This is a genomic window from Ligilactobacillus sp. UO.C109, assembly GCF_026847815.1.
GTDB lineage: Bacteria > Bacillota > Bacilli > Lactobacillales > Lactobacillaceae > Ligilactobacillus > Ligilactobacillus salivarius.
Window position 1 is genome coordinate 47,270 of record NZ_JAPSFH010000034.1, and the last position, 21,007, is coordinate 68,276.

Annotated in this window: 20 protein-coding genes; 16 read left to right on the top strand and 4 right to left on the bottom strand. The window is 32.8% G+C overall.

Going from position 1 to position 21,007, the window contains the following annotated elements:
* Window positions 1-41: 41 nt before the first annotated feature.
* The 4 genes from OZJ21_RS08925 (at window position 42) to OZJ21_RS08940 (ending at window position 3,598) form a co-directional block, all read left to right on the top strand.
* The gene (locus OZJ21_RS08925; RefSeq protein ID WP_069468687.1) at window positions 42-971 is read left to right on the top strand and encodes a Ppx/GppA phosphatase family protein; all 930 of its coding nucleotides are present in this window, start codon (window positions 42-44) and stop codon (window positions 969-971) included.
* A gap of 126 nt (window positions 972-1,097) precedes the next feature.
* Window positions 1,098-1,823: an ABC transporter ATP-binding protein gene (locus OZJ21_RS08930; RefSeq protein ID WP_268857703.1), complete on the top strand. Its 726-nt coding sequence runs from the start codon at window positions 1,098-1,100 to the stop codon at window positions 1,821-1,823.
* 2 nt (window positions 1,824-1,825) lie between these two features.
* The gene (locus OZJ21_RS08935) at window positions 1,826-2,938 is read left to right on the top strand and encodes an ABC transporter permease (RefSeq protein WP_268857704.1); all 1,113 of its coding nucleotides are present in this window, start codon (window positions 1,826-1,828) and stop codon (window positions 2,936-2,938) included.
* A 12-nt stretch (window positions 2,939-2,950) separates the two neighbouring features.
* Window positions 2,951-3,598: a TetR/AcrR family transcriptional regulator gene (locus tag OZJ21_RS08940; protein ID WP_268857705.1), complete on the top strand. Its 648-nt coding sequence runs from the start codon at window positions 2,951-2,953 to the stop codon at window positions 3,596-3,598.
* A gap of 36 nt (window positions 3,599-3,634) precedes the next feature.
* Here OZJ21_RS08940 and OZJ21_RS08945 read toward each other — a convergent pair whose 3' ends face one another.
* A complete protein-coding gene (locus OZJ21_RS08945; RefSeq protein ID WP_268857706.1) occupies window positions 3,635-4,438 on the bottom strand; it encodes a substrate-binding periplasmic protein in 804 nt (267 codons plus the stop codon).
* A gap of 79 nt (window positions 4,439-4,517) precedes the next feature.
* Between OZJ21_RS08945 and OZJ21_RS08950 the strand changes: the two genes are divergently transcribed.
* The 10 genes from OZJ21_RS08950 (at window position 4,518) to OZJ21_RS08995 (ending at window position 14,155) form a co-directional block, all read left to right on the top strand.
* Window positions 4,518-5,783 carry a hydroxymethylglutaryl-CoA reductase, degradative gene (locus OZJ21_RS08950; protein ID WP_081561251.1) on the top strand — a complete coding sequence of 422 codons (1,266 nt, stop codon included), beginning with the start codon at window positions 4,518-4,520 and terminating at the stop codon, window positions 5,781-5,783.
* Window positions 5,783-6,739 (top strand): IpaB/EvcA family protein, encoded by a 957-nt coding sequence (locus OZJ21_RS08955; protein ID WP_147759547.1) that lies wholly within the window; start codon window positions 5,783-5,785, stop codon window positions 6,737-6,739. The genes OZJ21_RS08950 and OZJ21_RS08955 overlap by 1 nt, the downstream gene beginning before the upstream one ends.
* Before the next feature lie 103 nt (window positions 6,740-6,842).
* Window positions 6,843-8,870, top strand: coding sequence for a methionine--tRNA ligase (metG, locus tag OZJ21_RS08960; RefSeq protein ID WP_014568129.1), 2,028 nt, complete (start codon window positions 6,843-6,845; stop codon window positions 8,868-8,870).
* Between the two features lie 134 nt (window positions 8,871-9,004).
* The gene (locus tag OZJ21_RS08965) at window positions 9,005-9,775 is read left to right on the top strand and encodes a TatD family hydrolase (protein WP_268857707.1); all 771 of its coding nucleotides are present in this window, start codon (window positions 9,005-9,007) and stop codon (window positions 9,773-9,775) included.
* A gap of 10 nt (window positions 9,776-9,785) precedes the next feature.
* A complete protein-coding gene (rnmV, locus tag OZJ21_RS08970) occupies window positions 9,786-10,343 on the top strand; it encodes a ribonuclease M5 (protein WP_080767637.1) in 558 nt (185 codons plus the stop codon).
* Between the two features lie 11 nt (window positions 10,344-10,354).
* Window positions 10,355-11,245 (top strand): 16S rRNA (adenine(1518)-N(6)/adenine(1519)-N(6))-dimethyltransferase RsmA, encoded by an 891-nt coding sequence (rsmA, locus tag OZJ21_RS08975; protein ID WP_268857708.1) that lies wholly within the window; start codon window positions 10,355-10,357, stop codon window positions 11,243-11,245.
* An 87-nt stretch (window positions 11,246-11,332) separates the two neighbouring features.
* Window positions 11,333-11,566, top strand: a complete 234-nt coding sequence (locus tag OZJ21_RS08980) for a Veg family protein (protein WP_003704867.1) — start codon at window positions 11,333-11,335, stop codon at window positions 11,564-11,566.
* A gap of 95 nt (window positions 11,567-11,661) precedes the next feature.
* Entirely contained in the window at window positions 11,662-12,510 is an 849-nt protein-coding gene (locus tag OZJ21_RS08985) for an alpha/beta hydrolase (protein ID WP_011475603.1), read from the top strand.
* 12 nt (window positions 12,511-12,522) lie between these two features.
* On the top strand, window positions 12,523-13,641 hold the full coding sequence (locus tag OZJ21_RS08990) for an aminotransferase (protein ID WP_178848394.1): 1,119 nt from the start codon (window positions 12,523-12,525) through the stop codon (window positions 13,639-13,641).
* A 43-nt stretch (window positions 13,642-13,684) separates the two neighbouring features.
* A complete protein-coding gene (locus tag OZJ21_RS08995; RefSeq protein ID WP_003702207.1) occupies window positions 13,685-14,155 on the top strand; it encodes an arginine repressor in 471 nt (156 codons plus the stop codon).
* 38 nt (window positions 14,156-14,193) lie between these two features.
* Here the strand turns inward: OZJ21_RS08995 and ispE are convergent, their stop codons facing one another.
* Window positions 14,194-15,063: a 4-(cytidine 5'-diphospho)-2-C-methyl-D-erythritol kinase gene (ispE, locus tag OZJ21_RS09000; protein ID WP_003699663.1), complete on the bottom strand. Its 870-nt coding sequence runs from the start codon at window positions 15,061-15,063 to the stop codon at window positions 14,194-14,196.
* 215 nt (window positions 15,064-15,278) lie between these two features.
* Here ispE and OZJ21_RS09005 point away from each other — a divergent pair, with 215 nt between their 5' ends.
* The gene (locus OZJ21_RS09005; protein WP_003704861.1) at window positions 15,279-16,586 is read left to right on the top strand and encodes an ammonium transporter; all 1,308 of its coding nucleotides are present in this window, start codon (window positions 15,279-15,281) and stop codon (window positions 16,584-16,586) included.
* Between the two features lie 51 nt (window positions 16,587-16,637).
* Here OZJ21_RS09005 and argH read toward each other — a convergent pair whose 3' ends face one another.
* Both argH and OZJ21_RS09015 read right to left on the bottom strand, forming a co-directional pair.
* Complete coding sequence (argH, locus tag OZJ21_RS09010) at window positions 16,638-18,020, bottom strand: argininosuccinate lyase (RefSeq protein WP_003701659.1); 1,383 nt, start codon at window positions 18,018-18,020, stop codon at window positions 16,638-16,640.
* 23 nt (window positions 18,021-18,043) lie between these two features.
* Window positions 18,044-19,255, bottom strand: coding sequence for an argininosuccinate synthase (locus tag OZJ21_RS09015; RefSeq protein ID WP_003709272.1), 1,212 nt, complete (start codon window positions 19,253-19,255; stop codon window positions 18,044-18,046).
* A 561-nt stretch (window positions 19,256-19,816) separates the two neighbouring features.
* Here OZJ21_RS09015 and OZJ21_RS09020 point away from each other — a divergent pair.
* The gene (locus OZJ21_RS09020; protein WP_201897362.1) at window positions 19,817-20,992 is read left to right on the top strand and encodes an aminotransferase class I/II-fold pyridoxal phosphate-dependent enzyme; all 1,176 of its coding nucleotides are present in this window, start codon (window positions 19,817-19,819) and stop codon (window positions 20,990-20,992) included.
* Window positions 20,993-21,007 lie beyond the last annotated feature (15 nt).

Here is a 21,007-nt window from a genome sequence, read left to right on the forward strand (position 1 = left end):
ATGTGTTACAATATGTGTATCTTAAATATGGGGTGGCAGAGATGCAGAATTTAGTAATTTTGGACTTTGGTTCTAATTCTACAAGGTTGTCGATTAATGAAGTTAGTGATGAAGGTAAGTACCGAGAAGTTTTTCGTGCTAAGGAAATGACACGTATGGCGGAAGGTATGGGAAATTCTGAAAAGAAAGTGTTGCAGGCTGACGCAATTGAAAGAACGCTGGATGCTGTTAGAAAATTTCAGAAACATTATGAGAATTTACCTAATTTAAAGATTAAAGGAATTGCAACAGCGGCAGTTAGAGTAGCTGAGAATAAAGAAGAATTTTTAGAGAAAATAAAGTCTTTGACAGGCGTAGAAGTAGAAATTTTATCTGGTTCTGCTGAGGCTTACTATGATTATGTAGGAGTAGCTAATTGTTTAGATGTTAAGGATGCTGTCATCTGTGATATGGGCGGGGGTAGCTTTGAGGTTATTTTAATGAAAAATAAAAAAGCCTTGAATTTAATCAGTATTCAGTATGGAGCAGTTAGTTTAACTGAGAAATTTCAAACACAAGATAAAATAAATGCTGGAAATTTATTTGAGTTTGAAGTTTTTCTCCGAGAATTGTTTGCTAAAAAACTACCTTGGCTATCTGAAGCTAAAGATTTACCATTGGTGCTTTTAGGTGGGGCTAATCGTACTGTTGCGCGTAAAAAATTAGGTAAGTTAGATGAAAAAGATACTACTAATATTCATAACTTCCGTGTATATAAAGAAGAATTTCAAAGAATATATCGTAAGTGGTTAGATATGGACAAAACTGAGAGAGCTACAGATTTAGGGGATGAAAGTAGCCGTGCAGACATCATAATAGGTGGACTTACTCCTGTTATGCAGTTAATGTTACAATGCGAAAGTCCATATGTGATGTTTTCTGAGAGTGGAGTCCGTGAAGGTATCATCTTTGAATTGTTAGCTGAAAAATAGTTACTTGAAGAGCTTTAAAAGAGTTTTCACTCTTTTAAAGTTCTTTTTTTATTGATAAGTGAGTAAATACTCACTATAATTCAGAGTGAATTAGTGAGTAAATACTTACTTTTGGAGGCGAAAAAAATGAAAATAAATAACCAGAGAATACAATTACAAAATATAAAGAAGAAATTTGGAAATGATAATGTCTTAAATTCTGTTAATTTAACAGTAAATTCAGGAGAAATAGTAGGTTTGATTGGTCCGTCTGGCTCAGGAAAATCAACAACTATCAAAATTCTATTGGGTATGGAAAAAGCTGACGAAGGTGAGGCTTTAATTTTAGAAAAGAGAATGCCTAATCGAAAATTATTAGCAGATATTGGTTATATGGCTCAATCAGATGCGCTTTATGAATCAATGACAGCTAGGGAGAATTTAAGTTTTTTTGGTTATATGAAAGACGTTGCGAAGAAAGAATTGCAAAAAGAAATAGAATATGTTGCTGAAGTTGTTGATTTAACTAATTATTTGGATAAGAAGGTTTCAGGATATTCTGGTGGGATGAAACGAAGATTATCACTAGCAATAGCTTTACTAGCAAAACCTAAAATAATTATTTTAGATGAACCAACAGTTGGAATTGACCCTGCTCTGAGACTTAAAATATGGAAAGAATTAGCTAAATTAAGAGATGAGGGGAGAAGTATTCTTGTAACAACACATGTTATGTCTGAAGCTGAGCTGACAGATAGGGTAGCACTTCTTTTTGAGGGAAAAATCATAGCCTTTGATAAACATAAGAAATTAGAAGATAAATATAAAGTTAATAATATTGAAGAAGTATTTTTGAAAGTCGAGGGTGAGTAGCGATGAAGACTTTAGTGATTGCTAAAAAAGTTGTTATAGAATTGATTAGAGATAAGCGTACAGTATTGCTGATGTTTGTTGCACCATTGTTGATCTTGTGTTTGTTAAATTTGATGTTTTCTGCAAGTACAAAAACTAAAGTAACAATAGGAACAATAGATGTTAACAATCAAATTAATCGAAAAATGGATCAAGTAGATGGGATTACCGTAAAAAAATATAAAAGTGAAAAACATGCTAAAAAAGATTTAGATGCTAATAGCTTAGACGGAGTAATCAGTTATAAAAGTAAGCAGTATGATGTAACTTATGCCAATCTAGATGTTTCTAAAACTGTGATGGCAAAGAAAGTATTAGAAAGTGCCCTTATGAAGGATAATGTTTCCAAATTACAATCAATGGTGGTTAAACAAGGACAAGTAATAGCGAAATTAACTGGGCAACAAGAGTCTGTTAAAATGAATAAATCAAAAATAAGTATAAAAAATCATTATAATTATGGAAATAGTAAAACTAATTTTTTTGATAAGATGGCCCCAATACTAATAGGATTTTTTGTGTTTTTCTTTGTATTTTTAATTTCAGGAATGGCGCTATTAAAAGAACGAATAAGTGGTACTCTAGAAAGATTATTAGCTACACCTGTAAAGAGAAGCGAAATAGTTTATGGATATATGCTAGGTTATGGCTTAATGGCATTGGCGCAAGCAAGTCTGATAACAGTTGTAGGAATTAAATTATTAGACATTGAGATAATAGGCTCAATATTTAGTGTAATAATTATTGCAGTTTTATTGGGATTTGTCGCGCTAGCCTTTGGTATTTTGCTATCAACATTTGCTTCATCAGAATTTCAAATGATGCAATTCATTCCATTAGTAGTTGTTCCTCAGATTTTCTTTTCGGGTATCATTCCATTGGATTCAATGGCTGATTGGGCACAAAGAATTGGGAAAGTTTTACCATTAACTTATGCTGGTGAAGCCTTATCTGCAATCATAATGCAAGGAGCTGGCCTAATAGAAGTAGGAAAAGATATACTAGTATTGATAATCTTTTTAGTAGTTCTATTAATTTTGAATATTTTAGGCCTAAAAAGATACAGAAAAGTTTAATGGGTGAGAGTTATGGAAAACAAGACTATTTTAGAAGATTATGAAAAAATTTTAGGTAACAAGAAATTAACGAATGGACAGGAAAAAGCCTTATTATCGGCGATTAATTTGTTTGCTAAGCAGGGGTATGATGCAACATCAACAGCACAAATTGCAAAAAATGCAGGTATCAGTGAAGCAACCATTTTTAAATATTATTCAACTAAGGAAAAGTTACTGTTAGAAATCATAAACCTAATTACGACTGAACTTTTTCCAAAATTCCAACGTAAATTTTTTAGTGAAGTAAATGAGGTAAGTGATAAATCATTAAAAGAAATTGTAACTTTTATCGTGATTAATCGATTTGAATTCATGAAGAAAAATCATCAGATACTAAGAATCTTTATCCAAGAAAGTCTAACAAAAATTAAAATTAGACAAATGGTATCAGAAGGATTTGTTGAAGCTATAAAAAGTAATCAGGAAATATTTACGGAATTTAGGAAACTAGTAGGTAGCAAACATCCAGATTATGATGCAATAGTATTGGTTAGAATAATAACGGGGCCAATGATAGCATACTTTTTACAACGATTTATTTTTGCCCCTAATGCCCCTTGTGATGAAAAAAGAGATCTAGATCTGATTATAACTCAAATATTAAGTGGTTTAGAATAAAAAAAGATTGAAGTAATGAGGCTTCAATCTTTTTTATCATGGTTTGGTTAAATCCTGTGAAAAGTATTTTTGCGATAAGTCTATAATGTCATTACCATCTTTTAACTTATCTAAAGCTTGGTTTAGTTTAGTATTCCTCTTATCAGTAATTCCCACTAATTGTTGCGAGGTGATTCGAGGATCTTTTATGCGTGTTAAAGTCAGCTTAGGTAAATCAGATTTCTTGGTAGAATTAAGTGCTTGTAAATAAGCAGAAGTCAATTCAGGATGTTTATTAAGATAAGCTGTATATTCATAGTCTGTGAGGATACCAGCTTTTATTTTTTTATTTTCCAATGCCTTCATTAATGAAGATATACTGTTATAGACTTTAGGTTTCATTTGTAGGTTTGTTAAAAGTTGATGTTGGTTACCATTAGCTAGAATACCTACTTTTTTATTTTGTAAATCTTCAACAGATGAAATATGGCGATGTGTGCCAGTAAACAAGACATTTTGTGGATATAAATAGGTGTTAGTTGTGATCAATTTAGACGAAAGTGTAGTCTTATCAAATTGTCCTAAAGCAAGATCAATTTGATGCTCACTAACTAGTTTTTGTAATTTTTTGCGATCTGAAACCTTAACGAATTTGATATTAGTATCCATTTCTTGAGCGATTTTTTTACTTAGCTCTACTTCAAAACCAGTTACTTTTTTATTAGTCAGATAGCTATAAGGTTTATTATCAGCTAAAATACCGACTTTTAAAGTATCAGCAGAAATATGTGTAGGTGCTGAAATTAATATAACCAAGGAGAGAATGATCCCTGATAATATAGAAATAAGAACTTTTTTCAAAATAATTCCCCTTAATCGAATATTTTATTTATCTATTATATAATAGATGATGTCTAATGTTTAGAAAGGTGCGAAAAAGATGGAAGGTTTTAAAAAATATTATAAAAAAAGTTGGTCTGAACGACTTGAGGTACTTGAAAAACAAGAAATTTTGTCACAGGAAGATATTGATAGATTAAAGTCACAAGCAATAGATGTTAGTTTAGGAGAGACTCAAATTGAGAATTTTATAACACAGTATTTATTGCCAGAAGGGTTAGCTTTAAATTATGTGATTAATGGTAAAGAATATTTGATTCCTATGGTAACTGAAGAACCTTCCGTGATAGCAGCAAGTAGCCATGGGGCAGGTATTGTAAAAAAGTCGGGAGGATTTAAAGCATCTGTAAAGCAAAGATTGATGCTAGGACAAGTCATTGTTGAAAAAATTGAAGATGTTGATAAATTCGAAGATGATATCTTAAAAAACGAAGATGAATTGTTAGAAATTGCCAACCAAGCTCATCCATCTATTGTTAGACGTGGTGGAGGAGCAAGATGGATAAGAGTACGTAAATTAGATAAGAGTATTGTCTCGATAGATTTAGCAGTAGATGTTCAAGAAGCTATGGGAGCTAACATGTTAAATACAATGCTTGAAGCAATTGCAGCTACGATTAGAGAGAAGTACGAACAAGATGTAGTTATGAGTATCCTATCTAATTATGCAACTGAATGTCTAGCAACGGCTATATGTGATATTCCAGTTGCTTCATTGACTAAAAATGGAATGTCAGGAGAAAAGATTGCTGAGAAAATTGCCCAAGCAAGCTATATTGCACAAATCGATCCGTATCGTGCTACAACACATAATAAGGGAATTATGAATGGAATTGATGGAGTAGTTATCGCAAGTGGTAATGATTGGCGCGCAATTGAAGCTGGAGCTCATGCATATGCTGCCAAAGATGGTAACTATCGAGGTTTAAGCACTTGGAAAGTTATTGGAGACACATTGCATGGTGAAATTACTTTACCACTACCACTTGGATCTGTTGGGGGATCAATAGGGATCGTTCCTTTAGTAAAGGTTAACCATAAATTGTTAGAAATAGAGAATGCAATTGAATTAGAAAAAGTTGTTGCATCAGTAGGGTTAGGTCAAAATTTGGCTGCATTATATGCTTTGGTAACAGAAGGAATTCAAAAGGGACATATGCGTCTACAGTTGAAATCATTGGTAAGTTCAATTGGGGCAACTGAAGAAGAAATACCATTGGTTGTATCTGAATTAGAGAAGTTAAATAAGCGAGATATGAGTACAGCTAAAGAAATTTTGGATAATTTAAGAAATGAGGGGAAATAATGACAGAAGAAATTAACTTCAGTGAAGCTACTAAAAGTTTAATGAAGAAAATTGAGGAAATTTTTCCTGAAGGTGTAGGAATTAATGTAAAAAAAGATTCTAAATTAGGATATGTTCGCCATGACCAGGCTCAACAATATTTACGTGGTGGACAGTTGATGATTGATATATATGATATGACACGTCCTGACTATACTGTAGCCCATGAATTACTTCACTTTTTACACATGTTTAATGGAGCACCACAAATTTCATTTAATTTAACAACTAAAAAGAAAGACTTAGATACTAAGTTCATGGCAACAGGATTGGAATTGTACGATATTGTAATGCACGACTATGTCTATCGTGAACAAGCAGAACTCGGAATGATGACAGATGAAATCAAAGAATTATATTTTAAAGGCGTTCTTTCAGTTTTAAAACCAGAACAAGGAGAGCGCGATCAGTGGATGGTTTTAAGAATTTTAACCTTACTTGATACCTTATTATTCTTTAAAGATGAGCAAGATTCTATTAAGGACAAATTAATGGAACTTTATCCAATTTCATTTGAGGCTGCGCAAAGACTATACGAAATTTTAATTGAAAGAAGTTTGGATTCTGCTTTTGCAATTCGAAGAACAGTTGTTAAGTTATTTAAAGCTTTTGATGATGAATTGAGTAAGTTGGGAATGGTACCGATGAATATGACAGAATTCGCTACTTTATCAGTTGTTTTAAGTGAAAGACAAATGAGATTGCAAGTTCGCCAATTATTTAATATTGTTCATTCTCCATTAGATGATAATTTAACATTTAAGTCAGCTTACGTTGGTCAATGGAAAAATGATGGACAAAATTCATTTGTATTAGCTGATCCAGGTAAAGATTCCGCTAAGAAATTTGTTGAATATTATAATATGAAAGTAACAGATTTCTTAGATTCAATTGGGATTGAATATTTAAAGCGTTAATTAAGATTAACTAACTAAAATCAAGGGTTTATATGCTATACTAAATCTAGCAAATATTTTTAGATCTAATTGAGATAAATTAATAAGGAGAGTTGATTCGTCTATGGGTGAAAAACCAACATTTTATATTACAACTCCAATTTACTATCCATCTGGTAAATTGCACATTGGAAATTCATATACAACAATCGCTTGTGATGTGTTAGCACGTTACAAACGACTTCAAGGTTACGACGTATTCTTTTTAACAGGTACAGATGAACATGGGTTGAAAATTGAGCAAAAGGCTCAAGCATTAGGAATGCAACCACAAGAATACGTAGATAAGATGGCTGCTGATATTAAAGAACTTTGGAAAAAGCTAGAAATAACAAATGATAAGTTTATCCGTACAACTGATGATTATCATGAAAAAGCTGTTCAAAATATCTTTGAAAAATTATTGGCAAAAGGTGATATCTACTTAGGTAAATATCGTGGATGGTATTCAGTATCTGATGAAGAATATTTCACAGAATCACAATTAGCAGAAGTTTACCGTGATGAAGATGGAAACATGATTGGCGGTAAGGCTCCATCTGGACATGAAGTGCAACTTGTTGAAGAAGATTGCTACTTCTTTAAGATGAGTAAATATGCTGATAGATTAGTAAAATACTATGAAGAACATCCAGACTTTATAATTCCTGATACTAGAAAGAATGAAATGTTAAACAACTTCATTAAACCAGGACTCGAAGATTTGGCCTTAACTCGTACAAGTTTCAATTGGGGTGTTAAAGTTCCTTCTAATCCAGAGCATGTAGTTTATGTATGGATTGATGCTTTATGTAACTATATTACTGCTTTAGGATATGAAACTGGTGACGATGATAGTCTATTTAAGAAATACTGGCCTGCAGATGTCCACATGGTAGGTAAAGAAATCGTTCGTTTCCACACTATTTACTGGCCAATCATTTTAATGGCTTTAGATTTACCTTTACCAAAACATATTATTGGTCATGGTTGGTTATTAATGCGTGACGGTAAGATGTCAAAATCTAAGGGAAATGTTGTCTATCCAGAAATGATAGTTGAACGTTATGGTTTAGATGCATTGCGCTACTACTTAATGAGAGCCGTTCCTTTTGGAAACGATGGTGTATTTACACCTGAAGACTTTATCGGTAAGATTAATTTTGATTTAGCTAATGACTTAGGTAACTTATTAAATCGTACAGTTGCGATGATTAACAAGTACCGTGGTGGTCAAATTCCTGAATTGAAATCTGGAGTAACTGCTTTTGATAAAGATTTAGAAGACGTGGCTGCTAATACTATCAAGAATTTTGAAGAACAAATGGATAGTGTTCATTTCTCCAATGCTTTAGATGAAGTTTGGAAATTAGTTGCTCGTTCTAATAAATATATTGATGAAACAGAACCTTGGATTTTAGCTAAGGATGAAACTAAGAAGGATGAATTAGATAGTGTGTTAGCTCACTTAGCAGCTTCATTACGTTTAGTTGCAATCTTGATTCAACCTGTCATGACTCACACACCTAAGGAAATTTTTGCACAATTAGGCTTAAATAGTGATGATATGGCAATTCAAGGTGTTTCATACTTTGACCTACCTGCAGGTGCACAAGTAGTAGCTAAAGGGACTCCTATCTTCCCACGTTTAGATGTAGAAGAAGAACAAGAATATATTAAGTCTAAGATGACTAAGAATGAAAAGGCTAAGGGTCGTAAAGCTATGGCTGAAAAAGCTAAAGAAAACTGGGATCCTGAAAATACAACTTTAGTTTTGACTAAGGACGAAATCAAATTTGATAAGTTTGATAAAGTTGAATTGAAAGTTGCTGAAATTAAAGAAGTGTCTAAAGTTGAAGGTGCTGATAAGCTTTTGAAATTTAGATTAGATGCAGGCGATGAAGGTGACCGACAAATTCTTTCTGGAATTGCTCAATGGTATCCAAATCCAGAAGAACTAGTTGGAAAGAAAGTTATTGCTGTAACTAACTTGAAACCTCGTAAGATGAGAGGCGAAGTTAGCCAAGGTATGTTGTTGTCAGCAGAATTTGGTGAAACAGTCCAATTAATTACAGTTTCAGAAAATATTCCAAATGGTTCATTAGTAGGATAATGATTCAAGAAACACTAATTTGTAATTTAATTTACAAGTTAGTGTTTTTTTTGTTTGGTGAAAATAATGCTAGTAAATAAAAAAGTGTGTTAAGATTGTAGAAGTAAAATAGAAGATTATGAGAGGAATTTATAGTGGAAATATTTGATTCGCATACACATATTAATTCACATGAATTTGATAATGATATTCCTGACGTAATAGAAAGAGCCAAGGCACTTGATGTCACTAAAATGTTGGTTATTGGATATGATGACGATAGTAGAAAAAAATTACAAGAAATTATTCAAGAATATCCTCATATTTATGGTGCGGTAGGGTGTCATCCTGAAGAGGCATTAAATTACAATGTAGAGTATGAACAAGAATTAAGAAAATATTTGGAATTAGAAAAGTTTGTTGCTGTGGGAGAAATAGGTTTGGATTATTATCATGATTCCCCTAAGAAAGTACAACATGAAGTATTTGAAAAGCAAATAGCCTTGGCTCAAGAGCTTAATTTACCAATAAGTGTACACAATCGCGATGCATTTGAAGATTGTTATGCAATTTTAAAGAATATGAATATTCAAAAAAATGGTGGAATTATGCATAGCTTTAATGGTGATGCCACTTGGGCTGAGAAATTCTTGGACTTAGGTATGGAATTGTCATATAGTGGAGTAGTAACTTTCAAGAGTGCTAAGGAAGTTCAAGAATCAATGATGATGACACCATTGGAGCATATGTTAGTTGAAACTGATGCACCTTACTTAACTCCAATGCCATATAGAAATAGAATGAATGAACCAGCGATGACAAGATATACACTTGAATTTATTGCAGAAAAAAGAGAAATTTCAAGTGAAGAATTAGCTGAAATAACAAGAAAAAATACAGAAAGAGTTTTAAAGATTAATGAATGAGAACGACAAAATGAAGATAAAAGAAGTAATTGTTGTTGAAGGAAAAGATGATACAAAACGAATTCAAATGGCAGTTAATGCTGATACTTTAGAAACAAGAGGATCAGCAATAAGTGACGAAACTTTAGATCAAATTGAAGATTTATATGATAAACGTGGAGTAATTGTTTTTACAGATCCTGATTTTTCTGGAGAAAAGATACGTAAGATAATTACAGAAGCTGTTCCAGGAGTAAAACATGCATTTTTGACAAAGCATGATGCAGCCCCTAGTCATAAAGGGAGTTTAGGTGTAGAACATGCTAGTCCTGAAGCGATAAGAGAGGCTCTTGCTCATCTATATACAGAAGTACCTGATGGAGAGCCACTAATTTCAAGAGAAGATTTAGCAGTAGCAGGATTAACATCTGGACCACAAGCTAAAGAATATCGCAGAAGATTAGGTGAATATTTAAGAATAGGCTATACAAATGGGAAACAATTGTATAAGCGCTTGAAATTATTCCAAATAACACCAGATGAGTTTAAAAAAGCACTAGAATATATAAAGAATGAAGATAACTATTAAGAGGTGAAATGATGGCAAACGAATTACCTGAAATTGCTAATCCAACACGTACAAGAGCAATTATGGAAACATATGGATTGACGTTTAAAAAGAATTTAGGTCAGAACTTTCTAACAGATATTAATATTTTAAAGAATATTGTAGCCGCAGCAGAGGTTAGTGAAGAGGATAATGTAATCGAAATTGGGCCAGGAATTGGAGCTTTAACAGAACAATTAGCCAAAAGAGCTAATAAAGTTATGGCGTTAGAGATTGATGATAGATTACTGCCAGTTTTGGCGGATACTTTATCACCATACGAAAATGTTGAAGTAATCCATCAAGATATTTTAAAAGCAGACTTGAAGGCATTGATAGCTGAACATTTTGAAACAGGTCATAAGTTAAAATTAGTTGCTAATTTGCCATATTACATTACGACACCTATTTTGATGCACTTATTGGATTCAGGAATTGAATTTGAAACAATTGTAGTAATGATGCAAAAAGAAGTGGCTGAAAGATTAGCTGCAAATCCAGGAACAAAGGCATATGGTTCTTTATCTGTTGCGGTTCAATATGAAATGGATTCAAAAATTGCATTTATTGTTCCTAAGACAGTCTTTGTACCACAACCCAATGTGGATTCTGCAATTATTGTTTTGAATAAAAAGAAAGTTAAGCCTAAAGAACCACAGGATGAAAAACATTTTAAGAAATTAGTTAAGGGTAGCTTTATGCATAGAAGAAAGAGTTTATGGAATAATCTTCAAAGCCTTTACGGAAAAGATCCTGAAACTAAAGAAAAAATGTTACAAGCCTTGGAAGTTGCAGATGTTAAACAATCTATAAGAGCTGAAAAATTAACAGTAGCTGACTTTATAAATTTATCAGATGCTCTAATAAAAATGGAGATTAATTAGAATAATAGCTTGAGTCTAAAACTAAAATGTGATAGAATTGATTATTTTGATTAGTTATGGTATACTATCTTTCAAAGAGGTGGACATATGCCAATTACAATAACAAGCATTAAGGCTAAGTTGGATGGCAAAATTGGTGAACCACTAACTATAACCTCACGACTTGGACGTAAGAAGTCAAAAACTAAACATGGTGTCTTGCGTGAAACTTTTCCTTCGGTTTTTATAATCGAGTTAAATCATGATGAAAATGCAGTTGAAAGAGTATCTTATAGTTATACCGATATTTTGACTAAGAACATTGAGTTGAATTTTGGTTAAGATGACATCCAAAAAAGAGATAGAGAATATTGATAAATAATAGGGTTGGGATTTTATCCCAGCCTTTTTTACAGAACAAATGCGGGTGATGGGGTGTGAAAAAAATAATTTTAAAGATAGTATTGATTATTTTACTTGTATTAGTAGGATTTCAAATTACAAGTCTATTACCTAGTAAAAACAAACCATTGAGAGAAGATAAGTTACTCAATGATATAAATTATAGTGATACACCAACTTTATTGATTCCAGGTTGGGCAGGAAATAAGTGGACATATAATCGTATGATAGATACATATCAAGATGAAAATGTTGCACAAAAAACAATGACAATTCATGTTAGCCCAACAGGAAAAGTAAAAGTACATGGAACTGTAAAAAATAAGAAAAATGCGATGATACAAGTTTTGTTTGATTGGAATTATACTGCTAGTTATCGACCACAAACAAAATGGTTAACTAATGTAATGCTGATTTTACATGATAAATATCATATAAATAAAATGAATGTAATAGCCCATTCTTGGGGTGGTAGTGCTTGGTTGCATGCCTTAGCTGGATCTAGTAAACTTCAAAAAGAAATAAAGTTTTCTCGAGTAATATTATTAGGTGTTCCAGTAGAGGAGAGCTTTGATGATATTAGTTATAAAAAAGCTAAGAAAATTCACTCAACTGATGGAAATTATCAAAAATTAGTAGCGCAAACTAAGTATTTGAGACTTAGAGCGAAGATAAAGTTCTATAATTTCCTAGGTGAGATAAAAAATGAGAATACTGATGGTTCGGTACCACATGTACAATCAGAATTTCTTCAGAAAATAGTAAATCCTAAATGGGCCTATTATAGCCAGATGACTTTTGAAGATACAAGTCATTCAGGTTTGCATAGCGATGAGAAAGTTTTAAAGGAAATAGAACAAATATTGTGGGAAAAAGAAAAATAAGGGGGATGTAAGATGAACCTTCCTGAATTTGGTGTAGAAGCCTGGTTAAATAAGTGGGAAAAAAGTGCTAAATATGATATATCTCAAAGTTCAATTGATTCTTTAACATTAGAAGAATTAATTGGTTTAGATGGTACAAAGGTGGAGGATTTTTTTGCTCAACATAGTACTGATAAATTAAATTATGGTTGGATTGAAGGATCACCTGAATTTAAAGAATTAGTAGCAGAACTATATCAAAATATGCCCGCCGATAATATTTTGCAGACTAATGGTGCAACTGGTGCTAACATGTTAGCAATATATGCTTTAGTTGAAGCTGGGGATGAAGTGATTTCGATGATTCCTTCATATCAACAATTATATGATATTCCTCACTCTTTAGGAGCTAAGGTGAAATTGTTGAACTTGGATGAGAAACAAGACTGGAGTTTTAAAATAGATGAATTGAAGGAATTGGTAACTCCTAAAACTAAATTAATCTGCTTAAACAATGCCAATAATCCGACTGGAACAGTGTTTGACACTGATTTTATGGAAGAAGTTGTAAAAATTGCTAAAGAAGTAGATGCGTATATATTAGTTGATGAAGTATACATGCCTTTAGACAAAGATAGAAAATTTACTTCGATAGTTGATATGTATGATAAGGGGATTGCTACAAACTCTTTATCAAAGACATTTTCTTTACCTGGATTAAGAATAGGTTGGACAGCATCAAATAAAGAAGTAGCGGATATATTTAGAAAGTTCCGTGATTACACAGTTATTTGTGGTGGTGTATTAAATGATGTTTTGGCAGTCCATGCACTGAGAAATAGGGATAAAATTCTGCAAAGGAATGAAGAAATCGTCAAGAATAACTTAGAAATAGTAGAAAATTGGTTAAAAACAGAGCCTCGAGTAAGTTGGTGCACACCACATTCAGTTTCTACATCATTTATAAAGCTAGATATTCCCCAAGATGATTATTCATTTTGTGAAGATTTGTTGAGAGAAAAAGGTGTTTTGTTAGTTCCGGGAACTGCATTTGATAGACCACAACATGCAAGATTAGGATACTGTTGTAATCCTAAGATTCTACAACAAGGTTTAGAGAAGTTATCAGAATATTTGAGAAAATTTGACTAATAATTACTAACACTTAATTTGCAGGAAGGAAAGTGGTGTCAAAGTGAATAGAATAGCTAGAAGAGAATTAATGGAGCAACTTTTTGCTGATAATAAGATAACAACTCAAGAGCAATTGCAACAATTATTGCGTGCTGAAGGAGTTGAGGTTACACAAGCTACAATTTCAAGAGATATGAGAATTTTGAATATTGTAAAAGTAAGTGACCAAAATGGAAATACATATTATAAGCAAATGAAGGTAGAGGGAGAAAAAAATTACGAACGTCTATTTCAAGAAATTAATGATAATGTATTAGGAATCCAACGAATAAACTTTATTAATTTAATTAGAACAACTGTAAACTCAAGTTACGCAAATATTTTAGCTGCAAAGTTAGATGACCTAGAGTTAGCTGAGATTGCAGGAACCTTGGCGGGAAATGATACAGTAGTTGTATTCAGTAAAAATGAAGAAGATGCAGAAATTGTTTATAAAATGATCTATGAACATATGGATGATGACTTGAAATAATAGCAAATAAATAGGTTTGGCGAAGATGCCAAACCTATTTATTTTGTCGTTAACGAGTCTAATGCTCTAACAAGATAAACTTCCTTACAAAAACCACGTAAACTATTATAAATGTGAGTAGCACGAGATTTTTTTTGAGAAATGCCAAAGACAGTTGGGCCAGAGCCACTCATCTGAGCAGCATCAGCTCCAAATTGTAACATTTTATCTTTGATTTTAATAATGTCAGGGCATTTTTTCATAGTAATGGGTTCCAATGCATTCCCCATATGGCGACACATTTTATCAAAATTTTGTTGCTTAATTGCGGACACAACATTTTGAACTTCTTGATGATTTAAGTGTTGTTCATGAATTTGTCGCAATATTGTAGGAGTTGAAACACTAGCTTGAGGTTTAGCAATGACTAACCACATTGGTGGAAGTGGACCTATTGGAGTGATTTTTTCACCACGTCCAGTTACTAAGGCAGGTTCGCTATATACACAAAATGGAACATCAGAGTCGATTGTAAGAGCTAATTTTGCTAACTCCTCACGTGACATATTTAAATTCCAAATTTTATTTAAACCTCTTAAAACTGCAGCCGCATCAGCAGATCCACCACCCATACCTGCAGAAACAGGGATGTGTTTATCAATCTCTATTTCCACGCCTTCTGGTTTGTCCAATTTAGATTGCAGAAGCTTTGCTGCTTGGTAAGCTAAATTTCGTTGATCACAAGGTAAAAAGCCGGTATTAGTTTGTACAGTTATCTCTTTGCTGTTAGGAATAGTTTTAATATGAACATAATCAGATAAGTCGATTGCTGTCATAACCATACGCCATTCGGGCTCGCCATCTTGATGACGGAAAGGGGTATCAAGACTTAGATTAAGTTTGGCAGGGGCTTTTTCCGAAATTTCCATAGTCTCACCTAGTTTCTAATCAGTAATTATTACTTTATATTATACTTAGGAAAAATGAATTTTAAAAGTTAAATTACTTAAATAGAAAATAAGGAAAAGAATAGAATAATTTTAATGTTTTATGTTATAAAAAGTTACATATATCTAAAAATGAAGTTGATTTTATTTATTCTGATGTTATAATTTTTGACATCAAAGGCATAGGAGGGCTTTTTATGATTAATCAGGCAAACACAGCTTTTGTTCTCATTTCGACAATATTGGTATTCTTTATGACTCCTGGTTTAGCATTTTTCTATGGGGGATTGGTTTCTAAAAAGAATGTCGTTAATACCATGTTTTCTGTTTTTGTTATTAGTGGCTTAGCGATTCTACTCTTTGTTTCTGTAGGTTATGTAATTTGTTTTGGTAAAGATGTATCTGGGATATTTGGTTGGGGACATAGTTTCTTCCTAAGTAGATATGAATTAACGAAGATGTATTCTAAAAGTTTAGGCATTGATAATGGTACATATCTAGTATTTCAAATGATGTTTTCGATCATTACCCCAGCACTTTTTGTTGGAGCTGTTGTTGGGAGAATGAGATTTAACTTTTTGATCTTGTTTGTATCATTATGGTCAATTTTTGTATATTATCCAATGGTACATATGGTTTGGAGTCCTGATGGTTTATTAGGGAAAATTGGGATGCTGGATTTTGCTGGTGGAACAGTTGTACATATTAATGCAGGTATAACTGCATTGGTGCTATCTATATTTCTAGGACCTAGAATTAAATATAATATTGAAAACAGCGAACACTATAATTTACCTTGGGTATTACTTGGAACAAGTATACTTTGGATAGGGTGGTATGGTTTTAATGTTGGTTCAGCTTTAGGAATAGATAAAGTGGCCATTCAAGCTTTCTTAACAACTACGGTTTCTACGGGGGCTTCCTTAATAGCGTGGATGATACTGGATCTTAAATTCCATTCCAAACCATCGTTAGTAGGGATTTGTACAGGAGCATTATGTGGTTTAGTTGGAATAACTCCTGCAGCAGCGTATGTTTCGACTTTAGGAGCAATCATAATAGGAGTTTTGTGCAGTATTGTAAGTTTTATTTTTGTAGAAAAAATAAAGCCAAAACTTAAATATGATGATCCGCTAGATGCCTTTGGGTGTCATGGAATTTCAGGAATTTTAGGTTCGATTTTAACAGGCGTGTTTGCGAATAAAGCAATAAATTCAAATATTTCTGAGAGTGGATTATTATATGGTGGGGTGCACTTGTTTTTAATTCAAGTTTTAGGAACTGTTTGTACAATTATTTTTGTAATCATTTTATCTACGATTTTAGTAGTTTGTTGCAAAAAATTAGTTAAGATGAGAGTTACAAGTGAAGAAGAATTGATTGGCTTAGATAAAGTTGAACATAATGAAAAGGTAGATTCTTATGTGAAGAGCGATGCCTCTGACGTTAGGAAATATCGTGCCGAATTTAGAGGGCAATTATCTAAGTTTGAAAAAAGAAGATAATCATAATAAAAAGCAGCAAGTTCGTCTTGCTGCTTTTTTCATGAAAAAAGATTATAAATTAAGTTGTTTTTTAGCGTTTTTAATTTGTAGTTTTACTTGATCAAAACCAGTACCACCAAGTGAATGGCGACGTTGAACTGCAACTTTAGATTGTAGGAATTGGTAAATATCCTCACCAATTTCGCTGTTAATTTCTTTGTATTTTTCAAGAGGAATATCTGATAAAGTTGTATTATTTTCAATTCCTTCAAATACTAATTGACCTACGATAGCATGAGCTTTTCTAAATGGAATACCTTTAGTTGCAAGATAATCGGCTAATTCAGTAGCGTTAGAAAAGTCATGTTCAGTTGCATGTAGCATCTTATCTTTATTAACAGTTAGTGTATCTAACATACCAGCAAAAATCTTTAGACTAGGAATAACAGTTTTAACTGCATCAAAGACTCCTTCTTTATCTTCTTGCAAGTCTTTGTTGTAGGCTAAAGGCAAACTCTTCATAGTTGCGAGTAGAGCAGTTAGATGCCCATAAACACGTCCAGATTTTCCACGAATAAGTTCGGCCATATCAGGATTTTTCTTTTGAGGCATAATTGAAGAACCAGTAGAATATTTATCTGATAATTCAATATAGCCGAATTCGTATGAGCACCAGAGAATAATTTCTTCACAAAAACGTGATAAGTGCATCATGAGAATTGAGGCGTTACTTAGAAATTCTAGGACAAAATCACGGTCGGAAACAGCATCTAAAGAATTAGCATAAATATTATCGAAGTCTAATTCTTTGGCGGTAAATTCTCTATCAATAGGGAAAGTTGTACCAGCTAATGCTGCGGCTCCTAATGGCGAAATGTTAGTATGCTTTTTATTGAATTCGAAACGTTCAATATCTCTTTGGAACATTTGATAATATGCCATGAGGTAATGACCATAAGAAATAGGTTGAGCATGTTGCAAATGTGTATAACCAGGCATAACAGTTTCAACATTTTCTTCGGCTTTCTTTACAATAACTTTTTGGAGATTTTTAATTTCATCGATCACGATTTCTAAACGATTTTTCAAATATAAATGTAGGTCAGTAGCTACCTGATCATTACGGCTTCTAGCAGTATGAAGCTTTCCAGCAACATCGCCAATTTCTTGAGTTAGAAGGGACTCCATATTCATATGAATATCTTCTAGTTCAGTAGAAAAAGTTAATTCTCCATTAGCTAATTTGTCTTGTAAAATATGCAAACCAGCGATGATTTTATCAGCATCATCAGCAGATAAAATATTAGTATGTTTCAACATTTTTACGTGTGCTAATGAGCCTTCTAAATCTTCATAAGCCATGTGCTTATCAAATGAGATTGAAGCACCGAATTCATCAACTAACTTACTGGAACCTTCTTGGAAACGTCCACCCCACATTTTTTTAATCGCCATAGATCAATTATCTCCTTTACTAATTACTTATTGTTTTTCTCATTTTGTTGCATAACTTCAGCATAAACTTGTGTTGGTAATCCCCATAATTTGATGAAACCAGCTGCAGCTTCTTGGTCGAATTGATCAGCAGAAGTATAAGTAGCCAATTCTTCGGAATATAGAGAGTTAGGGGATTTTCTACCTTCGCAAATAACATTGCCTTTGAATAATTTAACTCTAACGACACCATTAACCACTTTTTGAGTTTCTGCTAAGAATGCTTGAATAGCGTCCATTAAAGGTGAGAACCAAAGGCCGTTGTAAATTAGTTCGCTTAATTTTTGTTCAATAATTGGTTTGAAATGAGCTAAATCTCTTTCGTGAGTTAAATCTTCCATATCCTTATGTGCAGCTAAAAGTACAGTTGCTGCTGGACATTCATAAACTTCTCTTGATTTAATACCAACAAGTCTATTTTCAACATGGTCAATTCTACCAATACCATGTTTACCAGCTAATTTATCAAGTTTCATGATAAGTTCTTCAAGTGGTAATTCTTCACCATCTAGCTTAGTTGGAACACCTTTGTCAAAAGTAATTTCAATAACATCAGGTGTGTCAGGAGTATCTTCTAGAGCAACTGTTCTGTCATAAGCATCAGCAGGTGCGGATTGCCATGGATCTTCTAAAATGCCACATTCATTTGCTCTACCCCAAAGGTTTTCGTCGATAGAGTATGGACTCTTCTTAGAGATAGGAACGGGAATGCCATTTTCTTTAGCGTATTCAATTTCTTCTTCTCTGGACCAATGTAAATCTCTGATAGGATCTTCAATTTTCATTTCAGGCACTAATGCATGGATTCCAACTTCAAAACGAACTTGATCATTTCCTTTACCAGTACATCCATGTGCAATAGCTGTTGCACCATGTTCTTTAGCAACTTCAACAAGTTTCTTTACAATTAAAGGACGAGATAAAGCAGATACTAAAGGATATTTATTTTCATAGTAAGCATGACCTTGTAATGCTGGAAGAACGTATTCTTCTGCAAATTCATGCTTAGCATCAATAACGATTGATTCAACTGCACCGACTTTTAAGCCTTTTTCTTTAATAGCTTCTAAATCTTTTCCTTCACCGACATCGATACAACATGCAATAACGTCATAACCTTTATTCTTTAACCAAGCAATTTCAACTGATGTATCTAAACCGCCAGAATATGCTAAAACAACTTTTTCTTTTTCCATGTAAATTCCTCTTTTCGTAAAATTAAAATATTCATAATCTATTCATTGACTACACTATACATGTATTTTTAATAAAAATCAATAAAAAGTGTAAAAATAATCAAAAATATTCATTTTTAATCACTTTTATGTATTAAATATACATATAAGTGTATGGTGGATGATGTGATTTATAAAATTAAATGTGAAAACAATTAATTTTAATGTTGACTTTTTAATCTTACATGAGTATATTATAGGTATTCAATTTGCTAAGGAGATTTTATTATGAGATTAGAGATTAAAAATCAACTAAAATTGAATAATTCTTATTTTTACTTTCGCTTTTGGAAGCAGTGATTGTATTCACAGAAATGCGGGTACAAGCACTGAGCAGGAATTAAATGTTTGTACCTGTGAGTTCTAAGCGAAAGCTATTTTGTAGCACAGATAATTAGATCTCGCAGATTAATCTGAGGGATAGCTAATTATCTTAATTAACCTAAGATAACTAAATTTAGAGAATAGTAGCCCTCGAGGATTAAACATCTTCGGGGGCTTTTTTTGAAAGGAAGATTCAATATGGTAGATTTAACAAAATATATGAAGAAAGAATTAGAATTAGTTAAGCCATCTGAAATTTTAGCATTTGCTCAATATAGTAGCAAAATTCCGGATATTACAAAATTCACAGTAGGAGAACCAGATTTTAATACTCCAGAGCACATTAAAGAAGCTGCTATTGTGGGGGTTAAAGCAAACCATTCTCACTATGCTCCTTCAAATGGAACGCTTGGTTTAAGAAAAGCTGCAGCTAATTTCTTAAAAGAAAGATATGGATTGAAATATAATCCTGAAAATGAAGTGATTGTAACAAATGGTGCAACTGAAGCTATTTATACAGCTTTGACTTCAGTATTGAATCCTGGGGACAAAGTTGTAGTACCAACTCCAATTTTCCCATTATATATTGCTGATGCTTTATTAGTAGGTGCAGAACCAATTCTTGTTGATACATCTAAGAATGGATTTAAATTATCAGCTGACATGTTAAAAGAGGTGTTAGATGAACATGGTGATGATGTCAGAGTAGTAGTCTTAAATTATCCTTCTAATCCAACTGGTGTTACATATAGTCAAGAAGAATTGGATGAACTAGCTGATGTTATACGTGATAAACCAATTTTTGCTTTGTGCGATGAAATATATAGCGAATTATGTTATGACCAAGAACATGCATCATTAGCTAAAAGTCTACGTGAACAAGCAATTGTATTGAATGGTGTATCAAAATCACATGCAATGACAGGGTATCGAATTGGTATTATGACTGCACCTGCAGAGATAACAAAAGAATTATCTAAGATTCATCAATTTACAATTACTACAACAACAGCGATTGCTCAAGATGCAGCCCAAGAAGCCTTTGAAAATGGCTTGAATGATAGTCAAGAAATGAAGAAAGAATATCAAGCAAGACGTGATTATCTATATTCAAACTTAACTAAATTAGGATTTGAATGTGCTAAGCCTCAAGGAGCGTTCTATATTTTCGCAAAAATTCCAGCTGGTTTAGAACAAGATGATAAGAAGTTTATTTATGACTTAGCCGAAAAAGCAAAAGTAGCAGTAACTGCTGGCTCTTTCTTCGGTAAAGGTGGAGAACACTATATCCGTTTAAGCTATGCAACAAGTATGGAAGAAATAAAAAAAGGTGTGGCTCGAATTGCCAAGTATGTTGAAGAAGAAAGTAAATAAAACGAGGTAAGATAG

Coding starts and splice junctions, on each gene's coding strand:
- OZJ21_RS08925 (WP_069468687.1), top strand. CDS start 42: ATGCAGAATTTAGTAATTTTGGACTTTGGTTCTAATTCTACAAGGTTG.
- OZJ21_RS08930 (WP_268857703.1), top strand. CDS start 1,098: ATGAAAATAAATAACCAGAGAATACAATTACAAAATATAAAGAAGAAA.
- OZJ21_RS08935 (WP_268857704.1), top strand. CDS start 1,826: ATGAAGACTTTAGTGATTGCTAAAAAAGTTGTTATAGAATTGATTAGA.
- OZJ21_RS08940 (WP_268857705.1), top strand. CDS start 2,951: ATGGAAAACAAGACTATTTTAGAAGATTATGAAAAAATTTTAGGTAAC.
- OZJ21_RS08950 (WP_081561251.1), top strand. CDS start 4,518: ATGGAAGGTTTTAAAAAATATTATAAAAAAAGTTGGTCTGAACGACTT.
- OZJ21_RS08955 (WP_147759547.1), top strand. CDS start 5,783: ATGACAGAAGAAATTAACTTCAGTGAAGCTACTAAAAGTTTAATGAAG.
- metG (WP_014568129.1), top strand. CDS start 6,843: ATGGGTGAAAAACCAACATTTTATATTACAACTCCAATTTACTATCCA.
- rnmV (WP_080767637.1), top strand. CDS start 9,786: ATGAAGATAAAAGAAGTAATTGTTGTTGAAGGAAAAGATGATACAAAA.
- rsmA (WP_268857708.1), top strand. CDS start 10,355: ATGGCAAACGAATTACCTGAAATTGCTAATCCAACACGTACAAGAGCA.
- OZJ21_RS08980 (WP_003704867.1), top strand. CDS start 11,333: ATGCCAATTACAATAACAAGCATTAAGGCTAAGTTGGATGGCAAAATT.
- OZJ21_RS08990 (WP_178848394.1), top strand. CDS start 12,523: ATGAACCTTCCTGAATTTGGTGTAGAAGCCTGGTTAAATAAGTGGGAA.
- ispE (WP_003699663.1), bottom strand. CDS start 15,063: ATGGAAATTTCGGAAAAAGCCCCTGCCAAACTTAATCTAAGTCTTGAT.
- OZJ21_RS09005 (WP_003704861.1), top strand. CDS start 15,279: ATGATTAATCAGGCAAACACAGCTTTTGTTCTCATTTCGACAATATTG.
- argH (WP_003701659.1), bottom strand. CDS start 18,020: ATGGCGATTAAAAAAATGTGGGGTGGACGTTTCCAAGAAGGTTCCAGT.
- OZJ21_RS09015 (WP_003709272.1), bottom strand. CDS start 19,255: ATGGAAAAAGAAAAAGTTGTTTTAGCATATTCTGGCGGTTTAGATACA.
- OZJ21_RS09020 (WP_201897362.1), top strand. CDS start 19,817: ATGGTAGATTTAACAAAATATATGAAGAAAGAATTAGAATTAGTTAAG.